The 21,659-nt window shown below is 47.3% G+C and carries 19 protein-coding genes; 12 read left to right on the top strand and 7 right to left on the bottom strand.

Annotated features, from left to right (window positions below):
- Window positions 1–31 precede the first annotated feature (31 nt).
- The 5 genes from HDC91_RS18805 to HDC91_RS18785 form a co-directional block, all read right to left on the bottom strand.
- Window positions 32–1,033: a 4-hydroxyproline epimerase gene (locus HDC91_RS18805; RefSeq protein ID WP_183554840.1), complete on the bottom strand. Its 1,002-nt coding sequence runs from the start codon at window positions 1,031–1,033 to the stop codon at window positions 32–34.
- 67 nt (window positions 1,034–1,100) lie between these two features.
- The gene (locus HDC91_RS18800; RefSeq protein ID WP_183554838.1) at window positions 1,101–2,672 is read right to left on the bottom strand and encodes an aldehyde dehydrogenase (NADP(+)); all 1,572 of its coding nucleotides are present in this window, start codon (window positions 2,670–2,672) and stop codon (window positions 1,101–1,103) included.
- Between the two features lie 197 nt (window positions 2,673–2,869).
- Window positions 2,870–3,817, bottom strand: a complete 948-nt coding sequence (locus tag HDC91_RS18795) for a dihydrodipicolinate synthase family protein (RefSeq protein WP_183554836.1) — start codon at window positions 3,815–3,817, stop codon at window positions 2,870–2,872.
- A gap of 139 nt (window positions 3,818–3,956) precedes the next feature.
- Window positions 3,957–6,179 carry a putative Ig domain-containing protein gene (locus tag HDC91_RS18790; protein WP_183554834.1) on the bottom strand — a complete coding sequence of 741 codons (2,223 nt, stop codon included), beginning with the start codon at window positions 6,177–6,179 and terminating at the stop codon, window positions 3,957–3,959.
- A 72-nt stretch (window positions 6,180–6,251) separates the two neighbouring features.
- Entirely contained in the window at window positions 6,252–8,258 is a 2,007-nt protein-coding gene (locus tag HDC91_RS18785) for a glycoside hydrolase family 127 protein (RefSeq protein WP_183554832.1), read from the bottom strand.
- A gap of 317 nt (window positions 8,259–8,575) precedes the next feature.
- Between HDC91_RS18785 and HDC91_RS18780 the strand changes: the two genes are divergently transcribed.
- The 11 genes from HDC91_RS18780 to HDC91_RS18730 all read left to right on the top strand — a co-directional run bounded on the left by HDC91_RS18780 (window position 8,576) and on the right by HDC91_RS18730 (window position 18,341).
- Entirely contained in the window at window positions 8,576–9,010 is a 435-nt protein-coding gene (locus HDC91_RS18780) for a hypothetical protein (RefSeq protein WP_183554830.1), read from the top strand.
- Between the two features lie 21 nt (window positions 9,011–9,031).
- On the top strand, window positions 9,032–9,466 hold the full coding sequence (locus tag HDC91_RS18775; RefSeq protein WP_183554828.1) for a hypothetical protein: 435 nt from the start codon (window positions 9,032–9,034) through the stop codon (window positions 9,464–9,466).
- Window positions 9,467–9,604: 138 nt separating this feature from the next.
- Entirely contained in the window at window positions 9,605–9,964 is a 360-nt protein-coding gene (locus HDC91_RS18770; protein WP_162430793.1) for a glycoside hydrolase, read from the top strand.
- Between the two features lie 102 nt (window positions 9,965–10,066).
- Window positions 10,067–10,438, top strand: coding sequence for a hypothetical protein (locus HDC91_RS18765; RefSeq protein ID WP_183554826.1), 372 nt, complete (start codon window positions 10,067–10,069; stop codon window positions 10,436–10,438).
- A gap of 118 nt (window positions 10,439–10,556) precedes the next feature.
- On the top strand, window positions 10,557–12,899 hold the full coding sequence (locus HDC91_RS18760) for a TonB-dependent receptor (RefSeq protein ID WP_183554823.1): 2,343 nt from the start codon (window positions 10,557–10,559) through the stop codon (window positions 12,897–12,899).
- A 1-nt stretch (window position 12,900) separates the two neighbouring features.
- The gene (locus HDC91_RS18755; RefSeq protein ID WP_183554820.1) at window positions 12,901–14,340 is read left to right on the top strand and encodes a PepSY domain-containing protein; all 1,440 of its coding nucleotides are present in this window, start codon (window positions 12,901–12,903) and stop codon (window positions 14,338–14,340) included.
- 3 nt (window positions 14,341–14,343) lie between these two features.
- Window positions 14,344–14,553: a heavy metal-binding domain-containing protein gene (locus HDC91_RS18750; protein WP_162430789.1), complete on the top strand. Its 210-nt coding sequence runs from the start codon at window positions 14,344–14,346 to the stop codon at window positions 14,551–14,553.
- A gap of 299 nt (window positions 14,554–14,852) precedes the next feature.
- Window positions 14,853–15,068 carry a hypothetical protein gene (locus HDC91_RS18745; protein WP_183554818.1) on the top strand — a complete coding sequence of 72 codons (216 nt, stop codon included), beginning with the start codon at window positions 14,853–14,855 and terminating at the stop codon, window positions 15,066–15,068.
- Between the two features lie 748 nt (window positions 15,069–15,816).
- Window positions 15,817–16,518: a DsbA family protein gene (locus HDC91_RS18740; protein WP_255476796.1), complete on the top strand. Its 702-nt coding sequence runs from the start codon at window positions 15,817–15,819 to the stop codon at window positions 16,516–16,518.
- Window positions 16,519–16,599: 81 nt separating this feature from the next.
- A complete protein-coding gene (locus HDC91_RS18735) occupies window positions 16,600–17,106 on the top strand; it encodes a hypothetical protein (protein WP_183554816.1) in 507 nt (168 codons plus the stop codon).
- Window positions 17,107–17,192: 86 nt separating this feature from the next.
- A complete protein-coding gene (locus HDC91_RS18730; protein WP_255476795.1) occupies window positions 17,193–18,341 on the top strand; it encodes an MFS transporter in 1,149 nt (382 codons plus the stop codon).
- Between the two features lie 2 nt (window positions 18,342–18,343).
- On the opposite strand, the gene HDC91_RS18725 is transcribed toward HDC91_RS18730, so the two are convergent.
- Window positions 18,344–18,613 carry a hypothetical protein gene (locus HDC91_RS18725; RefSeq protein ID WP_183554814.1) on the bottom strand — a complete coding sequence of 90 codons (270 nt, stop codon included), beginning with the start codon at window positions 18,611–18,613 and terminating at the stop codon, window positions 18,344–18,346.
- 166 nt (window positions 18,614–18,779) lie between these two features.
- Here HDC91_RS18725 and HDC91_RS18720 point away from each other — a divergent pair, with 166 nt between their 5' ends.
- Entirely contained in the window at window positions 18,780–19,643 is an 864-nt protein-coding gene (locus HDC91_RS18720; RefSeq protein WP_183554812.1) for a DUF4349 domain-containing protein, read from the top strand.
- A gap of 192 nt (window positions 19,644–19,835) precedes the next feature.
- On the opposite strand, the gene ettA is transcribed toward HDC91_RS18720, so the two are convergent.
- Window positions 19,836–21,518: an energy-dependent translational throttle protein EttA gene (gene ettA / locus HDC91_RS18715; RefSeq protein WP_183554810.1), complete on the bottom strand. Its 1,683-nt coding sequence runs from the start codon at window positions 21,516–21,518 to the stop codon at window positions 19,836–19,838.
- Between the last annotated feature and the right edge of the window lie 141 nt (window positions 21,519–21,659).

Raw genomic sequence — 21,659 nt, 5'->3', positions numbered from 1 at the left:
CCTCACAATGACGTGCTGATTACTTGTCATATCATATTACCTGAAACCCAAATGCGTACGGATCGTCTTCGTCATCAATTTTGATGGTGTTGTAACCATAAACCTTTGCCCAGCCCTCGATACCGGGCACAATGGCCGGCTTACCGCCCAAGATTACCTCATCTTCAACCGTGCCGATAAACTGGCTGCCAATGATACTTTCGTGGATAAACTTATCGCCTTTTTTAAGTTTACCTTTTGCATGCCATTGCGCCATACGTGCAGATGTGCCGGTGCCACACGGCGATCGGTCTATCGCCTTATCGCCATAAAAAACAGCGTTGCGTGCAGTTGCTTCCGGTGATATGGTTTTACCAGCCCAAAGGATATGCGAACAGCCGTTTATAGTTGGGTTCTCGGGGTGGACGAATGTATATTTTTCACTTATCCGCTGCCGTAAAACACGACTCCATGATATCAGCTGATCTGCGGTGTGGTTTTCCAGGCCTTTGAAGTTTTCCTGCGGATCAACAATCGCATAAAAGTTGCCGCCATAACTAACGTCGACAGTAAGCATACCCAGCTCAGGACACTCCACCCGAAGGCCTTCGGCTGCAAGGTAGCTTGGCACATTCACCAACTTTACCGACTTCACCTTTTTGCCTTCCTGTTTGTAGGATATCAAGACAAGGCCGGCCGGCGCTTCCATACGCACAATGCCGGGTATTTTCGGCGTGATCAGTCCTTCCTCGATAGCAATGGTAATGGTGCCGATGGTGCCGTGCCCGCACATGGGCAGGCAGCCGCTGGTTTCAATAAACAGCACAGCTACATCGTTCTGCGGGTCATGAGGCGGGTATAATATACTGCCCGACATCATATCGTGCCCGCGCGGCTCAAACATAAGGCCCTTGCGGATCCAGTCGTACTCGTGCAGAAAGTGCTGGCGCTTTTCGCTCATGTTGGCACCAATCAAATTCGGCCCGCCGCCGGCAACCAGCCTTACCGGGTTACCGCAGGTATGCGCGTCTATGCAGAAGAATGTTTTGTTCATATTTTAAGTTGAAAGTGAAAAGTTTAAGGTTCAAAGTCACTTTCAACTTTACACCTTAAACTTTCAACTATTTGCTCATTTCCCCATTAACCAATCGCCATATACCAAGCGGGTTGCCGTCTTTTAATTCTTCCGGCAGCATATCCTGCTCCCAGTTTTGCCAGCATACCGGGCGCACAAAGCGCTTGATTGCACCTGTACCTACTGATGTAAAACGACTGTCGGATGTTGAGGGATACGGGCCTCCATGCTGTATGGCATTGCCTACCTCTACCCCTGTTGGCGGGCCGTTCAATATAACCCTGCCGGCTAATTTAGCCAGTTTATCAGTAATACTTTTATAATGCGGCAGCTCTTCTTTCTCGGCCATAATGCTGGCAGTAAGCTGGCCGTGCAGGCTATCTACCACCTGCTCCAGTTGTGCTTCGTCATCAGCAAGAACCAACATGGTGTAAGGCCCGAAGATCTCTTCTTTATATTTTTCATCAGCCAAAAACGCCGACGCGCTTATTTGGGTAACCACGGCAGCGCCCTGATTAGTATTATCAGTGTTGAGCTTGTCTGATTTGGCTATAACCTCAACATTGCTATCTGCCAGCATGCCGCCGGATAGTTTATTGAAATTGGCACAAATGCCCGGCGTTAACATAGTGGCCGAATTAACATCCGCTATAGCGGCAGCAAGCGCTGTTTTAAATTTCTCTAACGCGGCAGATCTGACAGCCAGCAATAAACCCGGCTGTGTGCAAAATTGCCCCGCATTGGTGGTTATTGCTGCCGATAATTTTGCCAGTTCTTCGGCGCGCTTTTCCAAAGCCTTTGGTAATAATATAACGGGATTTATACTGCCCATTTCTGCAAAAACCGGGATAGGCTCATCGCGGTCCTGCGCCATTTTTACTAAGGCCATGCCGCCTTTAAGCGAGCCGGTAAAGGTCACAATCTTTGTTTTGGGATGTTTCACTAATGCCTCGCCAATGGTATAGCCATCATCGTAAAGCAGGGAGAACACCCCCTCGGGCATACCATGTTTTTGGGCGGCTTTTTTAATGGCTTCGCCAACCAGCGCGCTGGTACCCGGGTGCGCCGGATGCGCTTTTACCACTACCGGGCAACCCGATGCTAAAGCCGAGCAGGTATCGCCGCCGGCAACCGAAAACGCCATGGGGAAGTTACTTGCCCCAAATACCACTGCCGGACCAATCGGCACCATCATTTTACGGATATCTGCCCTTGGTAGTGGAGTGCGATCTGGTATGGCAGTATCAATTACTGCTTCTACCCAACTGCCCTCTTCAAGCAAATTGGCATACATATTCAACTGACCCGTAGTACGCCCGCGTTCGCCTTGCAGCCGTGCCTCGGGCAGGCCGCTTTCGGCCATGGCCTGGTGTATTAAGGTATCGCCAATGGCGTTTATCTCTTCGGCAATGCTGCGCAAAAAAGCTGCTTTGGCTTTACCACCGGTTAGGCTGTAGGTTTCAAATGCCTTGGCGGCCAATTGCATGGCTTTGTCAGCATCCTGCAAGCTGGCGGCATTAAATTCCGCGTCAAGTTCGTTACCTGTCGCGGGATTTACCGCTCTGAAGGCTTTACCGCCCTTTATATATTGATAACCAATTAAATTTTGTGTTTCCATAGTGTTTTTATTTAGCCCGTTGTAAATTACCTATCATACCGCCATGTTTGCGGGGCTGGGTAATTTAATAATTACAAGGCTTTACTTACATGGCTGTGTTGGTTAGCTTCCTGTTTAAATATATAACAGCCTCTTCACCGCTTTGTTAAGTCTTCGACAAGCTCAGACTGACATCTGCTAAACAGGTAACAGTATTATCAACTCACACCTGTTACATCCACCTCAGCTTCTATGCCCCAGCTGCCCGCGGGTAATTCCGGGCGGTTTTTCACGGCGTGATTAATGGCGCCTAAGACCCTGTCGCGTTCGCTGCCGGTTATTTTCAATCGCGGCAAACGTACGGTTTCGGTGCCCAGGCCGGTAACCGATTCGGCCAGCTTGATGTATTGCACCAGTTTGGCATGAATATCCAGTTCAAGCACAGGCAAAAACCAGCGATAGATCTTTAACGCTTCCTGCATGCGGCCTTGTTTAGCCAGACGGTAAATAGCAACTGTTTCTCTCGGAAAGGCATCTACCAAACCGGCCACCCATCCATCGGCGCCCATAAAAAGGCTTTCTAAAGCCAGGGTATCTACCCCGCAAAGTATGGCAAATCTGTCGCCAAAACGGTTGATCATACGGGTAACGTTGCTTACATCGCGGGTTGATTCCTTTACCGCCTGTATGTTTTTGTACGGTGATAACTGCTCGAACATATCCAGCGTAACCTCAATTTTATAATCGTATGGGTTGTTATAGATCATGATGGGCAGCTTTGTGCTTTTGGCTACATCTGTAAAATATTTTACAGTTTCTTCCTCATCAGCCTTGTAGCGCATCGGCGGGAGCATCATCAGTCCATCGGCACCATACTTTTCGGCATTGGCCGCGCATAGCAGGGCCGCCTTTGTGGTTTGCTCCGCGATGTTTAATATCACATAGGCGCGTTTGGCAACCACCTTAACGGTATGTTGCAGCAGTTCAATCTTTTCGCTGTCGCTTAAAACACTTGCCTCTCCCAGCGAACCACCTATAATAATACCACTTGCACCGGCCTCTATCTGTGCCTCGATGTTTTTATCAAAGGCATTAAAATCAAGCCTGTCATCATCTGTAAACTTTGTAGTTACTGCGGGGAATACCCCTTTCCAAATTACGCCCATATTGTTTATTTTTTTCTTTACTCTTCTTATTACTAATAGCATTATAAATTATCGGCCGCCTGTCAAACAAGTACCCCCCTCCCTGCAGCTACACAATCATCGCGCCCTCCCCAAGGAGGCAATTTAATCGGCCAATTTCTTACTTACTAAATCTCACCAACATTACACCGTGTGGCGCTACTTTAACGGTGTAGCTGTTACGGGGCGACATCAAATTCTTTTGGCGCCATACATCGCGTACTTGGGTTAGCCCCTGCAAGCCGTTCTCATTTCTGTTTATAACAATCGTTTGATAGATATCTGACGTATTGAAAACACCAACAGCCTTGCTCCCATCAGCCATGTCTTTTATCCATACCTGGTAATCAGCAGTTTTTGTTGCACGCATGGCTTCTCTACCCAATGCGTCCTGGTTAATAGCCAAAACTTCGTCGTTGGTAAGCAGGTTAAGCGTAAACTTATCAAGTTTGCCCATATCGCAGCCTATCAGCAATGGCGATGCCAGCAGGCTCCACAGGCTGATGTGGGTATATTGCTCATCAGGTGTTAAGCGCGTATTGTGCTGGTTATCGCCCCAGCCTACTTTACCTACTATCAGCATATCCGGGTCATTGAAATGCCCCGGTTCGGCATGCGGGGCGGCATCCATTTGGCTAAAGCCAATATCCGCCATGCTTTTCCAGGTATCGGTAATATCGCCCGTGGTGCGCCAGCTATTGCCCCCAACCTCAGCACCCCAGTTCCAAACCTTGCCCATGCCATACTGACAAAAGCTGTACATAATATCGCGTGGTATCTTATCTAACGATGCACGCATTACCCGGTATGGCTTTTTCATATCATCCAGCGTTAGGTCCCGCGGCGCCACTTCTGTGTACGAGCACCAATCATATTTTAAGTAATCGATACCCCAGTCGCCATAGGTTTTAGCGTCCTGGTCTTCGTGCTGCCAGCTGCCCAGGTAACCACCGCAGGTGCGTGGGCCGGGAGATGAATAGATCCCCATTTTTAAACCCAGACTATGCACAAAATCGGCAGTAGCCTTCATATCCGGGAACTTTTGGTTGGTCACGATCTCGCCGCTTGCTGCACGGTTCTCGGCCTCCCAGCCATCATCAATATTGATGTAGTTCCAGCCATGTGCGCTTAGCTTATCTATCATGGTTTTAGCGGCGACACGCACCCTTTCATCATTAATAGATAAACCAAAGGCATTCCAGCTGTTCCAGCCCAGTGCGGGGGTAAGCCCAATCAGATCGCCAATTTTTATGGTGAAGTTTTTTGAATTTGCACCCAGGCTGTTTTTGGCTGTAAGGGTTACGGTATAATTGCCCTTTTGATTAACCACGCCGCTTATAATACCGGTTTTAGCATCCAGCTTTAAACCATTCGGAAGTCCTTTCGCCGCATAGGTAAGCGGTTTTTGTCCGCTGGCAGGTATCAGGTACAAAAAAGGGTTGCCCGGCCTTGCACCATAAACATCGGGCCCGTTAACTTTAGGGGTAAGGGCAGGTGCAGGGGTAAGAATATAAGGCGTACCATCCGTTTTGGTAATGTTTTTACCTGATTTTTCTTCGGTAAAAGTATAGCTAACCGTATATGACTTTTGCGCCAGCCGGGCTATGCTGAAATTATATGTAAAAGGTTTGCCGGCTGTAAAACTGGCATCGTTTGTTTTGTTATAAATAACAGCGTTATTCTCAGGATCGGTTACTTTAAAGGTCAACTTTCCCTTGTAAACGTAATTACTGGTGGTAATAAGTTTGATGGATTTACTTAAACTATTGTTAACGCCATAATTGAAATCGGCATCAGTATTAATGCTTACAGGGTCCATCACGTCAGCCATGGCCAAAGTGAATTTACTGCCATACAGGCCGCCGTCGCCGCCGGTATCAAATATGCGTACCGCTAATACATTTTGCTTATCCCACAAAATGGCAGGATTATTTGCGGCTATGGTATAGCTACGCGGGCCATAATCGCCTGTCTGTATATCGCTGGCCTTACCGCCATATTTGGCTATCAGCTGTCCGTTTAGGTAAACCTCGTCATTATCATCAACATCATTTAAGGTGATGCGTAAGCTATCTTTTAAGTAAGATTTTTCTTTTAAGGAAGATGGGATAATTAAATGCAGCCTGTACCAACCAAAACCGTTAACATCTGCATAGCCCTGCCTTTCCCAGGGGCGCGCCAGGTTGATGGGTTTCCAGTTGGCATCGTTATAGGCGGGCTGCGCCCATTGGGCCGAGTCGCTTATGGCAAATTTCCAGCCTTTATCAATGGAAATTTCCTGAGCCGCAGCCCCTGTAACAAAGGCCGCAGCCAGGCAGATCAGTAAAAAAAGTTTTTTCATCATGATGATATCGATTTGATTTTAGGTGACGTATTAAACGCTATTGGTTTACTGTCAAAACTACGGTTTTAGCAACTACTTTGATATCAATTCAATATATTTTACCTGTTCTGGAAACCACACTGTCATTTCGCCCTTGCCTCGATTAGCCCAGCTGTAATAAGGGATGGCGGTCATGGTTTTAGCAACGGTAGAAACCGTTTGCGCTTTTTCATCAATATTTACGCTTTTTACCTCGGCTTTCAGCACAGTTACGCCATTAAGCAGGCTGGGGTCGTAAGCGGTGGTAAACGTTGTGTTTTGCGGGATGATAATGTTAGCTACCTTGCCGCCGTTGTCTTTCCATTCGGCGCAATACATGATAGGGCCGCGCTGCAGGGCCACTTTTCCGGCATCTTCCTGGAGCTTATCACTGGCGATAACCCGCTGAACATTCATGGGGAGGGTCATGTCTATCTTGTCGCCCTTTTTCCATTTGCGGCTGATCACTGCATAGCCTTTACTCATTTGATACTCAACCGGCTTGCCGTTAAGCTTTATTTCTACTTTTTGGTTTACAGGGGCTTGATAGCTGTATAGGTCAGATGGGATAGCCTGGTTTTGCGCCCATCCGGGTATACGTATTCTCAGGTTCATATCCATAGTTCCTGCCGGCTCAACGGTAAAGGCCAGTCCGCCCTCCCACGGATAGTTGTTTTGCTGGACGATCTTAAGGTCTTTATTGTTCACCTTCATATTGCCTGTACCGCTGATGAAAAGGTTTACATACACATCCTTGCCGTTTTGGGCGTAAATATAGCCGGGGATAGACGGCATCAGCCTTACCACGTTGGTGGGGCAGCACGAGCAGGTAAACCAACCCGCGCGCTCCCGCTCGATATCAGGATGGTTAAAATTATCGTGGATCTGCATGGCGTTGGTGTAAAAGAACGATTTACCATCCAGCCCTACACCCGATATCAGGCCGTTATACAATGTTTTTTCAAGTACGTCAATATATTTCGATTCGCCGTGCAGCAAAAACATGCGCTGGTTCCAGAATACGTTGCCAATGGCCGCGCATGTTTCGTTATAAGCGGTTGCATTTGGCAATTCGTAGTTATCGCCGAAGCGTTCGCCATCGCCAACGGCACCTATGCTGCCCTGTACGTACATTTTTTTGCCCACCATGTTATCCCATATCTTATCTATAGCGGTCAGGTATTGTTTATCCCCTGTTAGCGCAGCTACATCCGCCATACCCGAGTACAGGTACATGGCCCGTACAGCGTGGCCTTCGGCCTCGGTTTGATCAATTACGGGTTTGTCATCCTGCCAGTAAATGCCGTTTTCATAAACGCTTTTACTTTTTTTGTTGTATTCCTTATGTCCGCGCTCGTCTATAAAAAACTTGGCGAGGTCCAGGTATTCTTTTTTGCCGGTAATGCGGTACAGCTTTACCAAACCCATCTCGACCACCTGGTGGCCAGGGGCTACATGCCTTTTGCCCGGCCCGAAGGTACGTACCAGCAAATCGGCGTTTTTTAGGGCGATATTGAGGAAATTACGCTTGCCGGTAGCCAGGTAATGGGCTGCCGCGCCCTCGTACATGTGCCCGGCGTTATATAATTCGTGGCTGTTTTCCTGCTCCTTAACCCAGCGCTCGGTACCCAGCCAGGGGCCAACATGCAAGGGGTCGATGGTACGGGCGGTGTACAGGTAGCCATCGGGTTCCTGCGCACGGCCGATGATGGTGATCATCGAATCTACGTAACGATCAAGCTTTTTATCGGGATGCAGGGCTAACGAGTACGATGCACCCTCTATGGTTTTATAAATATCGGTATCATCAAACGGGTAAGTCGTACAAAATTTGCCTTTGCGTTCGGCCGCCATCTGAAAGTTTTTTACCCTGCCTGTGCTCTCGCAACGGGCAAAAGATGCCGGTATAGTTACCGTACGGTTGGTTTCGATGCGCTGTGTCCAGAAATGATCAGTCAGTTTTACGTTGGTAAAGGCCAGAGGCTTTATATTATAATCTTGTTTTTGGGCAAAGGCAGTAAGACTGCACGAGGTTAGAATTACCAGGCAAAACTTTTTCATGGGCAATAAATTGTTTGAATTTTAAAGCTAACCAAAAGTACAGGAATACTTACCGTCGTGATGCCATATTTTTACCAAATAATGCCCATATTTTACCTTAAAAAATAAAATTCGAACCTTGTGCATGGTAAAATATTGGCTTCAACTTAAAAATTCCTGAAAATTCCTGAAAAAATTACGTGTTTTTCCGGGGGCAATCCGCTTGTATTTGAAGAAAGTAAATAAATCTCAATTATATAATTAAATAAATAGTACTATGTATTGCATATTACTATTTAAAACATATATCTTTACAGAAAATTAAATCATCACATAAAATGAAAACGAAATTTTATTTAGTAAGCACTATACTCGCCGGCTTTTTGTCAGTGGCGGGCCACCGGGTAGCATTAGCGCAATGCGATAAAACAGTTACCCTTACCGCATCGTCTACAAACTACCTTGACGATAAAGGCACCATAACCCGCACGGTAGATGAAGGCGCCGTAATTACAGTTACCAAAACCGACCTGACCATTGTACCGGGTAACGACCATGAACTGGGAGGCAAGATCACCTCGTATACCTGCGATTGGAAAGTACCTTATAAAGAAGGAAGATCGGTTATCAAAGCCACGGTGAGTAAAGATGGTACCAATGAGATGCATGCTACCGTAACCATCGAGGGCAAAGATGGTAAAGTAACCCTCACTTTCGAGGTGGAAGAAAGGGTTGGCCGCAAGATACAGGTAGTAGCAGATAAATTTGAATAATTAACCTTTATATCCCATAAAATGAAAACACGAAAAATTTTTAAAACAGCACTGGTAGCTTTATTTCTGGTAATAACAGGCACCACCATAACCTATGCGCAATGCGACAAAACGGTAACCCTTACGTCGTCAAAAACCACCCACTTTGATGAGAACGGGAACATATCTAAAACAAAAGATGAAACGGCTGTTATCACCATCAGCAGTACTGATATTACCATTGTGCCGGGGGATGAAGATCATAAAATGACCGGCAAGATAACCTCGAAAACCTGCGACTGGAAAGTGCCTTATAAAGAGGGCAAAATGGTTGTAAAGAGTATTGTGAGCGGCGACGGCGGAGACGACAAAGACATCACCGTGACCATTGAAGGTAAAGATGGAAAGGTTACCCTTACGTTTGAAGCCGTTGGCTTAAACGGGAAGATACAAGTAGTGGCTGATAAATTTGAATAATTAATTGCCATTGCTTTTTGATGGCGGGAGAGCGTGGTGAACCTTCCGCCTTTTTTTATAATTGTATGCACTAAATTGTAAGGGCGTTTATTTTGTACCAATAAAACCCTATATTAGGATTATAAAATATAACCCTGCATGAAAAGAAAAATTTTTACAACAGCCCTGTTATCCTGCTGCTTTATGGTATGTTTGGCGGCAATTTATGCTGATATTAACGGCAAATGGACCGGTTCGTTAAACACTCCGGATGGCAACGCTATAGCGGTATCGTACGACTTTAAGGTTGACGGCGAAAAACTTACCGGCACGGCAACTTCTCAAATGGGCGAGGTACCCATTGATAACGGTAAAATTAAAGGCGACGAGTTCTCGTTCAGCGTAAACGTATCGGGCACCGATTATCCGCATAAGGGTAAAGCCTATGCCGATTCGTGCGCGATGGATATCGATTTTGGCGGAAGCAGCTCGCATTTTGTTGTTAAACGCGATAAGTAATCAAGGCCATCCGCAAATATTTTAAGCCCCCGCCAACCGGTCGGGGGCTTTTGCCGTTATAATGGTAGCATTTATTACAAACTACACGTATCTTTGCGCCGCATGTTACAACGTTTTACCGCATACTTATTAATTGTATCACTGGTATCGGCCAATTTTTCGCGTTTTTTTATTTACGCGGGTTTTGAGCTGAACAGGAACTACATCGCGACAAAACTTTGTGAAAACCGTGATAAGCCCCAGCTGCATTGCAACGGCAAGTGCTATTTCATGAAAAAGATAAAGCAGGCCCAGGAAAAACAAAACACCGAAGAACGCCAGGCACAAAAAAACCTGTTTCAGGAAGCATTTTGCACCCAACCCGCTACGGTTAAGTTTTACCAGGTTTTATTATCGGTTACCAAAGTTCCAAACTACCGTATCCACCTGCCCGAGCAATCGCGCAATATCTTTCAGCCGCCCCGGCTTTCATAAAAACAACTTATTTATTCATACAGTTTACGATACCCGCTTAAAGGCCTGTATCTGCTATGCATTGGCATGCGCTGTAATTTGTTAATGCCCTGCGCAAAAGGGCAAGTTTCCCGTTTTTATGAAACTCTCTACATTATTATATATCCTGCTGTGCTTTGCGCCCGCCATATGTTTTGGCCAAAGCACACCGCACGGAACCGTTATCGATGCCCGAACACACGAAGCTGTTGCAGGCGTTATGGTAAGCAATGCCACCAGCGGCCAATTGCTTACCACCACCAATACAAAAGGGCTGTTTACATTATCAGCCGACAGCGTTAAAACACTGCGCTTTAGAATGATAGGCTTTGCCGACAAGACCTACACCCTTGCGGGCAGCGCCCCGATACAGATAGCTTTAGAGCCTTTAACCATCGATTTGCAACAGGTGGTGATATCTGCCAGCAGGGAGCGCCAGGCCCGGCAGGACGCGCCCATCGCCATCAGTAAAATAAACGCTACCCAGATACACGATACCAAAGCCACCGCGCTTTACCAGTTATTGAACAAGGTGACTGGTGTTTACATGGTTGACCTGGGGAACGAGCAGCACACTATGGCTATACGCCAGCCAATTACCTATAACGCTTTGTACTTATATATGGAAGATGGGCTGCCTATACGCCCTACCGGGATTTTTAACCACAACTCGCTTTATGAGATCAACATGAGCGGTGTGCGCGATATCGAGGTGATAAAAGGCCCGGCCTCATCACTTTACGGCAGCAATGCCATTGGCGGGGCTGTCAACTTTATTACACAAGGCCCGCCAGCGGCTTATGCAGGCAATATATCTGTGCGGGGCGATAATTACCACTACCGCCGGGTTGATGCCGATGGCGGTTTCAGCACAGGCAAATTTGGCCTGTATGCCGGCGGCTATATAGCCAAACAGCGCGACAGCTGGCAGGACTACAGCGACTTTGATAAATACTCGGGCAACTTTAAAACCACTTACGATTTTAACAACGCCACCCGACTAACTGCGTCTGCCGCCTATAATTACCTGAATACCCAAACCCCCGGCGCTTTGGATAGCGCTAAGTTTTACAGCCGAATGTACGGCGCAAACCAGCGCTTTACCTATCGTAAGGTAAAGGCGTTTAGGGCCAACACCCGGCTTGAGCATACCTGGAACACGCAAAGCAGCACTTTCTTAACCCTGTTTTACCGCAATAACTCTACCGCTCAGTTGCCAAGCTATTACATATCTGATGTGAGGGATAACGCCGGTAACTACCTAAGCTCGAACGGGCAGGAGAACGACCAGCGTTTTCACAGCCTGGGCCTGCTTGCCCAACACCGGCAGGATATAGATTTCCTGCATTCGAGGTTAATTGTTGGGGTTTATGCCGATAACAGCCCCAGCAGTTATTACGCCCAGTTCCTGGATATCCAAAAGGATGTAGCTACCAACACTTACACCGGCTACACCAATACGGGTAATTATATTGATAACTATCGCATAAAGCTGTTCAACACGGCCGCGTATGCGCAGTACGAACTGAAACCTGCCGAGCCTTTGCGCATTGTAATGGGCCTTCGGTACGATCGCATCCATTATAACTTTGCCAATGGCATTGCCACGGGCAGCAAATACAAACAGCAGGAAACAAACGATTTTAATATTGTAGCGCCAAAGCTTGGCCTTACCTACAATTTTGGCAACAATAAAGGCTTGTATGCCAATTACAGCGTGGGCTTTCAGCCGCCCGAAACCGGCGATCTGTACAGCGCGCGCCAGCTAACCCCGCTAAAACAAGCAACCTTTAATAATTACGAGGCGGGCGGCTGGTTTACCGGCCTCAACAAAAAGCTGTACTTAGAGGTTACCCTGTACGACCTGGAAGGCCGTAACGAGATCATTAACCAGCTATTGCCCGATAACACTACCCAAAATCAAAATGCGGGCGCAACCCGCCACAGGGGTGTTGAGTATTCGGTTGCTTATGCGCCGGTAAGCGAAGTAAGCTTCAGGTTTAGCGGCACCAATGCCAAACACACCTACGTGGATTATAGCGAAGTGGCCACAAACTTTAGCACCGGCACCAGCACCGTTAAAGTTTACAACGGCAACCGCATGAACAACGCCCCGGCATGGATAGCTAATTCTGAGCTTACTTATAAACCCGCGTACATCAACGGTTTCCGGCTGGCCGGCGAGTGGCAGCACATCAACAAGTACTTTACCAACCCGGCCAACACCAAAAGCTATTCGGGTTACGATATATTTAACGTGCGTACCGGTTTTGATATAAAAAGCGGTGCGCTAAAAGGCGCGGGCATTTGGCTTAACGTATTAAATGTAACCAATAAGCTTTACGCCACAACCGTGCTTAGCAACCAGTATGGCGATACCTATACCGCCGCGCCGCCAAGGGTTTACACACTGGGCATCAGTTATTCATTTGCAAAAAATTAACATGGCAACAGCAAAACAAAATTTTTATAAATGGCACCGCATCCTCGGCCTAACGGCCCTGGTACCGGTTATCATGTGGACGCTGAGCGGCCTGTCGCACCCCTTTATGTCAAACTGGTTCAGGCCGGTAATTGCGCAGGAGGTTTACAAACCTGCCCCGGCTAAAACAAAACCGGCGCTATCTTTACAGCAGGTACTTAATAAAAATAGCATTGATAGCTTTATCAATGCGGGGCAGATCAGTTTTAATAAAGACACCTATTACCAGGTTTTAGGTACAGATAGCACATATAATTACTATTCGGCCAATACCGGCGTATTGCTACCCGGCGGCGATAAGCTTTATGCCACTTACCTGGCCCGTTATTTTACACAGGATAGCACATCAAAAATAAAAGCCATCAGTCTGCAAAAAACCTTTGACAGCCATTATCAGCCCATTAACCGCTTGCTGCCCGTTTGGAAGGTAGCCTTTGATACGCCGAACGGTATGGATGTTTACATCGAGACCGGGCAAAGCCGCATGGGTACGTTTAATAACAATACCCGCAAGGTTATGCTGGCTGTTTTTGAGCAGATGCACACATGGCAATTCCTGGCGGATATTGCAGGCGACCAGGTCCGTGTACTTGTACTGCTCGTTATTGTAAGCATCATGTTCTTATCGCTGCTAAGCGGGTTGACCATTTACGGGCTGTTCTGGAAAAAGTTTAAGGCAGCGCAGCAAAACCGTAAGGCAGGCAATCGCAAGGATAACCGCTTTGTACACCGTTTTCACAGGCAAATTGGGTTAATAGTTTCCTTCGTGATGTTAACATTCGTTATCAGCGCGGCGTTTCACCTGGCGGTAAAGCTGCATAACATCGGGCCCGAACAAAAAAGTTACACCCAGGTGATCAGCGGTAAAGACCTTACCGTATCTAACCTGGCGTTGCCGTATGCTGATAGTTCGGTTAAAAATATCAACCTGGTTAAATTCAACGATAGCACCTGGTACCAGGTAAGCGATTTTAAAAAGAACATCACTTATTACAACACCCAAACCGGAACCCTTTTGACAGATGGCGACACGCAGTATGCCCGTTGGCTGGCTAACTTTTACCGTGGCAAACCGGGTGCTAAAAAGGTTAAAGGAACCGTTAACATAACCCAGGTACGCCAGTTTGATAACGAGTACGGGTTTATAAACAAGCGCCTGCCGGTGCAAAAGGTAGCCTACCCTACCGGCGAGAACTGGTACATAGAAACTACCACGTCGCAGCCGGCCACAAAAGTTGCCGGCATTGACCGCGCCGAAGGTTTTTCGTTTATATTTTTACACAAATACTTCGGCATGAGCTGGGCGGGCAAAAACATTCGCGATATTGTAAGTATGCTGGCCGCTTTAGGTGTGCTGGTGGTATCATTATTTGGCTTTTCCGCCTTTATTAAAAACAAATAGATCATGAAAAAAACGCTCTTTATCATAGCATTTGCAGGCCTGCTCTTCGGAGCAGGTGCCTGCAGCAGTCCGGCACAAAAAGATGCCAAAGAAACTTCCACGCCAAAAGGTAAATACTACTGCACCATGCACCCCGATATAACCTCAGACAAGCCCGGCACCTGCAGCAAATGCGGTATGGACCTGGTAGAGCGGGATACGACCGGGAAGTAAGGTGAAGCAAACCGGAATTTATAGTGGTGGGTTGTGCATCTGCAACCTTAGTCCGCTCATAAAAGCACAACACTTTATCTCTTCTTCGTTAGCAATGGCAGTGAGTTGATGAATCGTCAGTGGATGTCACTTTCTTTTCTCTCAAAAGAAAGTGACCAAAGAAAAGTCGCGGCTGCGTCCTGTTCTGCAAAAGGGTTTGCTAGGGCAATGCCTGTACTATCCGAACAGGCCAATGCCGCAGTTTGAGGTTGCGTTAAGGCAGTGGGTAACCTATCGTGGATTGCCACGCTACGCTCGCAATGACGTTAGAGGTTGCGTTTCCACATCAGCAAAACAGCTTCAGGCGAAAGCGGGCAGAACATGGTGGCCTTGAGCGCGGCAAGGGCATAGCAATACTTGCCCGAAGCGCAGGGGCGAGGTGCGAACGAAGTTGGGGCAAGATTTTGCAGCCCGTGGTTCTGCCTGCTTTGCGGGGTAAAGCCCTGTGCGGCAAAGAAGCCTTTTTGCTGACTTGATCTTTTGCTTCTTTTGTATCAAGACAAAAGAAGTAGCCCTCCGCGGCAATGAGCGGACCAGCGTTCATGAAAGCACAACACTTTATCTGTTCTTCGTTAGCAATGGTAGTGAGTTGATGAATCGTCAGTGGATGTCACTTTCTTTTCTCTCAAAAGAAAGTGATCAAAGAAAAGTCGCGGCTGCGTCCTGTTCTGCGAAAGGGTTTGCTAAGGCAATGCCTGTGCTATCCGAACAGGCCAATGCCGCAGTTTGAAGGTGTTGTTAAGGCAGTGCTTTTTCTTGCGGCTGACTTTTCTATCGAAGATTGCCACGCTACGCTCGCAATGACGTGTGGGATTGTGTTTCCGCGTCAGCAAAACAGCTTCGGGCGAAAGCGGGCAGAACGATGTTGGCCTGGAGCGGAGGCAAGGGCATAGCAATACTTGCCTGAAGCGCAGGGGCAAGTGCGAACGAAATAGGGGCAAGATTTTGCAGCCCGTGGTTCTGCCTGCTTTGCGGGGCAAAGACCATGTGCGCAAAGAAGCCTTTTTGCTGACTTGATCTTTGGTTACTTTGTATCAAGACAAAGTAACAGCCCTCCGCGGCAATTGAGCGGACTAACGCTCATCCGTAGTACAAACCTAACGACTTCGCTTCGATCCCTCACTACCCCCGCTCACGCAATGGCCCCTTGTCACACCGATCCAGATTTTACTTTACGCTTACGCGATCACACTTCTATTGCCTTACCTTTATACCAATTTTAAAATGATGAAAGTTGAGATCTGGAGCGATGTAATGTGCCCGTTCTGCTATATAGGCAAACGGCGGTTTGAAGATGCCTTACAGCAATTTGCACACCAGGATAAGGTAGAGATAGAGTGGAAAAGCTTCCAGCTTAACCCGGATATGGAAACCGACCCATCCGTTAATATCAACCAATACCTTGCCGACGCCAAAGGCTGGACGCTCGACTACGCGCAGCAAATGAACAATCATGTTACCGAAATGGCTGCAGAGGTTGGCCTTACCTATCACATGGACAGTGCTGTTGTCGCTAATAGTTTTAACGCCCATCGTTTTAGTCACCTGGCTAAAAAGCACGGCCTGGGTGATGCTGCCGAAGAAGCGTTGTTTAAGGCCTACTTTACCGATGGTAAAAATATTGACGATACCGATACGCTGGTAGAATTGGGTACGGCTATCGGCCTGGATGCCGCTGAAATAAAGCAGGTACTTGCTGCCGATACCTATGCCGACGAAGTGAAGCACGACATTGCTGAAGCCCAGTACCTGGGTATAAAAGGCGTACCTTTTTTTGTAATGAACAGCAAATACGCGGTATCCGGCGCGCAGGCGGTACCGGTGTTTACCCAAACGCTCGAAAAAGCCTTTGGCGAGTGGCCTGGTGAGCGACAAATAACAAACGTGGCAGAAGGCCCAACCTGCGGCCCCGACGGCGATTGTTAACCGTTATTTTTATTTATTAATAATTAAAACTTAGTGGTATATTGCTTCGTATAATGGACTTTTTTACCCCCTGATTTATATATGATTAAAAATTTTACCAAAGCAATATTTTTCCTGCTCCTGATCTCGGCAATTGCCGGCTGTAAGCTTGATGCGCCAGTTTATCCTGAAGGAACGGTTGCCAACGAGGGCGTTGACGACGGCAATAATAATGGCAATACAGCAAGCGGCCGTACCATCACCTACACCATTGACGGTAAAACAACAACCTTAAAAAGCAACGTTGTGTTCCAGGTTTATACGGCTGACCAGTTCCCTCCGGATGGCGCTGTGCAAATTGGTGGCGGAACAGATGCCTCAAACTTATTCACACTGATGGCGCCTATAACCGGGACCGGTACTTTCGACATTAGTGCCTTAGCGGCTGGTACCGCCTTGATAGGCGATGCAGGCAAGGTAACTGTGACGCAGTATAATGTATCCGGAAGTAATAAAGGGACTATAGCCGGCACGTTTACGGGCGATCTTATAGATATTTCGAATGGGGCTGATAAAACCGTATCGGGCAGTTTCAGCATAAAAATGTGATAAACGTTTTTATGCCGGCATAATAGTTTGCTAAATAAGTTATATTTGCCGTTAGTGTTGATTTAACACTAAGTAATTGACCGTATTTGGAAGCTACAACCAAAGCATATAATTTCTCGAGGACTACCCTGCGTTTAGCGGTAGGTGCCATGTTTTTCATGACAGGGCTATGCTTTGCCAGCTGGGCATCGCGCATTGCAACCATACAGCAAAACCTTCATTTAAGTGATGCGGGGCTTGGCGGAGTGTTATTTGCGCTTCCGGTGGGGCTTATGTGTTCGCTGCCGTTTTCGGGCTGGGTAATCACCCGCATAGGCAGTCGCAACCTGCTGATAGGCGCATTAACCGTTTACAGCCTGGCGCTTGTAACGCTGGGTGCGGCCCAGAACACGGTACAGCTGATTGTTTGCCTGCTGGTATTTGGGTTTGCCAGCAATGCGGTAAACATTTCTGTAAACACCCAGGCCGTTGCCGCCGAAGAACTTTATAAAAGGCCTATCCTTGCCTCTTTCCACGGGCTGTGGAGTTTGGCAGGTTTTACCGGCGCGGCCATTGGCACGTTCATGATCGGTAAACAGGTTATCCCGTTTAAGCATTTCAGTCTTATAATGGCGGTGATTATTGTCGCGGTGATTTTTACATCCAGGTATTTAAAGAATGATAAGCCTGCCAGCGCGGGGCCGGTATTTGTAATGCCCGATAACTCGCTTATTAAACTGGGCATTGTAGCGTTTTGCTCGCTGATATGCGAAGGCGCCATGTTTGACTGGAGCGTTATTTATTTTAAAAAGGTAGTGCTTGCGCAAAGCGCCTTAATGGGTGCCGGGTACACCGCTTTTATGCTTACCATGGCTACCGGCCGTTTTGTTGCCGATAAATTTGCCCATCGGTTTGGTTTAAAACGTACCCTGCAGATCAGCGGGCTGCTTACTGCAACCGGTCTGCTTACCGCGGTAGCGCTGCCATATTTATATACCGCCCTGTTCGGCTTTTTATTGGTTGGGTTTGGCGTATCATCTGTAGTGCCGCTGGTTTACAGCGCGGCGGGCAAATCCAAAACCATGTCGCCGGGGGTAGCGTTGGCGGCCGTATCAACCATTGGTTTCCTGGGCTTTTTAATAGGCCCGCCTTTAATTGGCTTTATAGCAGGCATTGCCACGCTGCGGGCGTCTTTTACCCTTATTGCAGTCATGGGCCTGTGTGTAACATTCTTTGCCACAAAGGCCAGGATCTGACCTTATCCGGCGTTCAAATCCGCTTCGTTTGGGTTTAAAACGTACTCGAAATTCTCGTACCCGTTATGAAAGATAAATTTCACACGTTCGCGCGGAAGGTTTATATCAAGCGCTATCGCCCCCAGTGTGGCGGGTAAATTATCCCTTATTAATTTCAGGTCGGTCACGTGCGGCATATCCACCGCTATATCTTCTCCGCGGGCCTCTATCTTCCAGTCTTTAAGTCCGGCGGCCTGCAACACATCTATCCATTTTTGCTGATATGCGTTCATATTATCTGATTTGCTTATAGAACAGACCGCAACGAATTAAGTTTTTGAATGTAAGGGCGCGTTCTGGTTCATGCTAACCGTATCCAATGTAACATTTTGAATATCAAGCCCTGGCTGGGTTACCATCGTATCATTGCCGGTATCAATAAAAAAAACAATTAAAACCATGAAAGCAAAGATCATTATCGTGATAGCAGGCATAGCCTTGCTGGCAGCATGTAAAGGGAGGGAAGGCCGTTATGAAATTGCCAATAACAGCGCAGATACAACAGCCATTACCAGCGCAGGCGACACCGTAAATAACGTAACGCCAAAACTTGTAAAAACTGCCGATATACGTTTTAAAGTAAAGAACGTACAGCAAACAGGCGATTCCATCGCGCATCTTACCGCCAGGCTTAACGGCATGGTCGTCCATCATCAAATGGGTTCGTCGATCGAACGTAGCGAGGACGTAAAGCTGAATAACGACTCGGTGATGCGGGTATCAGCATTTAATACTACTTCCCAAATGACCGTGAAAATACCCTCAGAAAAGCTGGAAGACTTTATGAACCATGTGAGTCATATGGGGATCTACATTACCTCGCGCCAAATGGATATCGAAGATAAATCGCTTGATTATTTGTCGGCTAAACTAAAGCTGAAGAACCGCAGGGAAATGGTAGCGCAGCAAAAGACGGGTAAAATAAAGATAAAAAACCCTGAAGCTGTGTTATGGCTAAAAGACGATATGGTAGACGGCCAGATAAATAATGAAAAGATTGATGAAGCGGTAAACTACAGCGTTGTAAGCCTTAACTTTTATCAAAGCAATACCATCTATAAAGAGATCATAGTTAACGATGACCTTTCGACGTATAAAATGCCTTTTTTCACCCGCCTGTTGCAATCCTTTGCTAATGGCTGGTACCTGTTTACCGAACTGATACTTGGCCTGGCCAACCTTTGGGTGTTGATACTGGCAGGCGCTGGTGTTTGGATGTGCTTTAGAGTGTATAAAAGAAAGTATCCAGTGTTGAAGGTGTGAATTAAATGCTACCGAAACCGTCATTGCGAGGTACGAAGCAATCTCCTGACCTCGCAGGCCGCTTTACATGTGAAAAGATTGCTTAGTACCTCGCAATGACGGGCGAAGATATAAATAAGCCCGGCTGCTTGCGCAGCCGGGCTTATTTATATCTTATATCTTATATCTTGATTCTTGTTGTCTTGCTTCGTGCTACACCGTTAGCTTTTTATATTTAATCCGCTTAGGCGCTACATCGCCAACGCGTTTTTTGTAGTTTTCTTCGTAATCGCTGTAGTTGCCTTCGAAGAAGTAAACCTGCGAATTACCCTCGAACGCCAGGATGTGGGTACAAACCCTATCCAGGAACCAGCGGTCGTGGCTGATAATTACCGCGCAGCCGCCAAAGTTCTCAAGCGCTTCTTCCAGCGAACGTAAGGTGTTTACGTCGATATCGTTGGTCGGCTCATCCAGCAATAATACGTTCGATCCTTTTTTTAGCGTGATGGCTAAATGCACGCGGTTACGTTCACCGCCGGATAGTACGCCTACCTTTTTTTGCTGGTCGGCGCCGTTAAAGTTGAATTTAGATACGTACGCACGGGAATTTAGCGGACGGTTACCCACCATAATATTATCAAGCCCGTCGGTTACGTTTTCCCAAACAGATTTGTTAGGGTCAAGGTCGTCGTGCATCTGGTCTACATAACCGAGCGCGACGGTATCACCTACGCGGAAGGTACCGGCATCTGGCTGGTCCTGCCCGGTTATCAGGCGGAACAGCGTAGTTTTACCCGCGCCATTGGGGCCAATAATGCCCACTATACCCGCCGGCGGTAACGAAAAGTTTAGGTTTTCGAACAACACCTTATCGCCGTAGGCTTTGGTAACGCCATTGGCCTCGATAACGATATTGCCCAAACGCGGGCCGGGCGGAATAAACAGCTCCAGCTTTTCTTCGCGTTCCCTTGTTTCTTCAGATGCTAACTTGTCGTAGTTTGATAAACGTGCCTTTGATTTGGCGTGACGGCCTTTAGCGCCCATGCGCACCCATTCCAGCTCGCGCTCAAGGGTTTTCTGGCGTTTGCTTTCGGTTTTCTCCTCCTGCGCCAAACGTTTAGATTTTTGTTCGAGCCATGAAGAATAATTTCCCTTCCAGGGTAAACCTTCGCCACGGTCAAGCTCCAGTATCCAGCCGGCAACATTATCCAAAAAGTACCTGTCGTGCGTTACGGCAATAACGGTGCCTTTATATTGTTTAAGGTGCTGCTCCAGCCAGTCTATCGATTCGGCATCCAGGTGGTTGGTAGGCTCATCAAGCAGTAACACGTCAGGTTCCTGCAAAAGCAGGCGGCACAGAGCCACACGGCGGCGCTCTCCGCCCGATAGTACCGAAATTTTTGTATCGGGCTCGGGGCAGCGCAGTGCATCCATGGCGCGCTCCAGCTTTACATCAAGCTCCCAGGCGTTAACAGCATCTATTTTGTCCTGCAACTCGCCCTGGCGGCTCATCAGCTTATCCATTTTATCGGCATCGCTGTAATACTCTTCCAGGCCAAATTTTTCGTTTATCTCTTCGTATTCCTTTAGCAGCGCGGTAGTTTCGGCAACGCCCTCCTCCACAATTTCCCTTACGGTTTTATCAGGATCAAGCTCGGGTTCCTGGCTCAGGTAACCCACGGTGTAGCCCGGCGAAAACACCACTTCGCCAATATTGGTTTTATCAATCCCCGCGATGATCTTCAACAGCGAGGACTTACCCGAACCGTTCAACCCGATAACGCCAATTTTAGCGCCGTAAAAAAACGACAGGTAAATATTTTTTAACACTGTTTTTTGCGGCGGATAAACTTTGCTTACCCCTGCCATCGAAAAAATGATCTTCTCGTCTGCCATAAAATGTTATGCTTTGTACTTAGGAAGAGCAAATATATAACTTGAAATGTGGAATGGTGGATAATTTTCACTACAAATTCATCTGTTAACTTGTATCTTTCATTGTAAATTGGTTGGTTTGCTAACAACGGGTTGGTTTAT

The sequence above is a fragment of the Mucilaginibacter sp. AK015 genome (assembly GCF_014200785.1).
GTDB lineage: Bacteria > Bacteroidota > Bacteroidia > Sphingobacteriales > Sphingobacteriaceae > Mucilaginibacter.
Note: the sequence above shows the minus strand (reverse complement) of the source record. Positions and strands in the feature narration are given on the sequence as shown.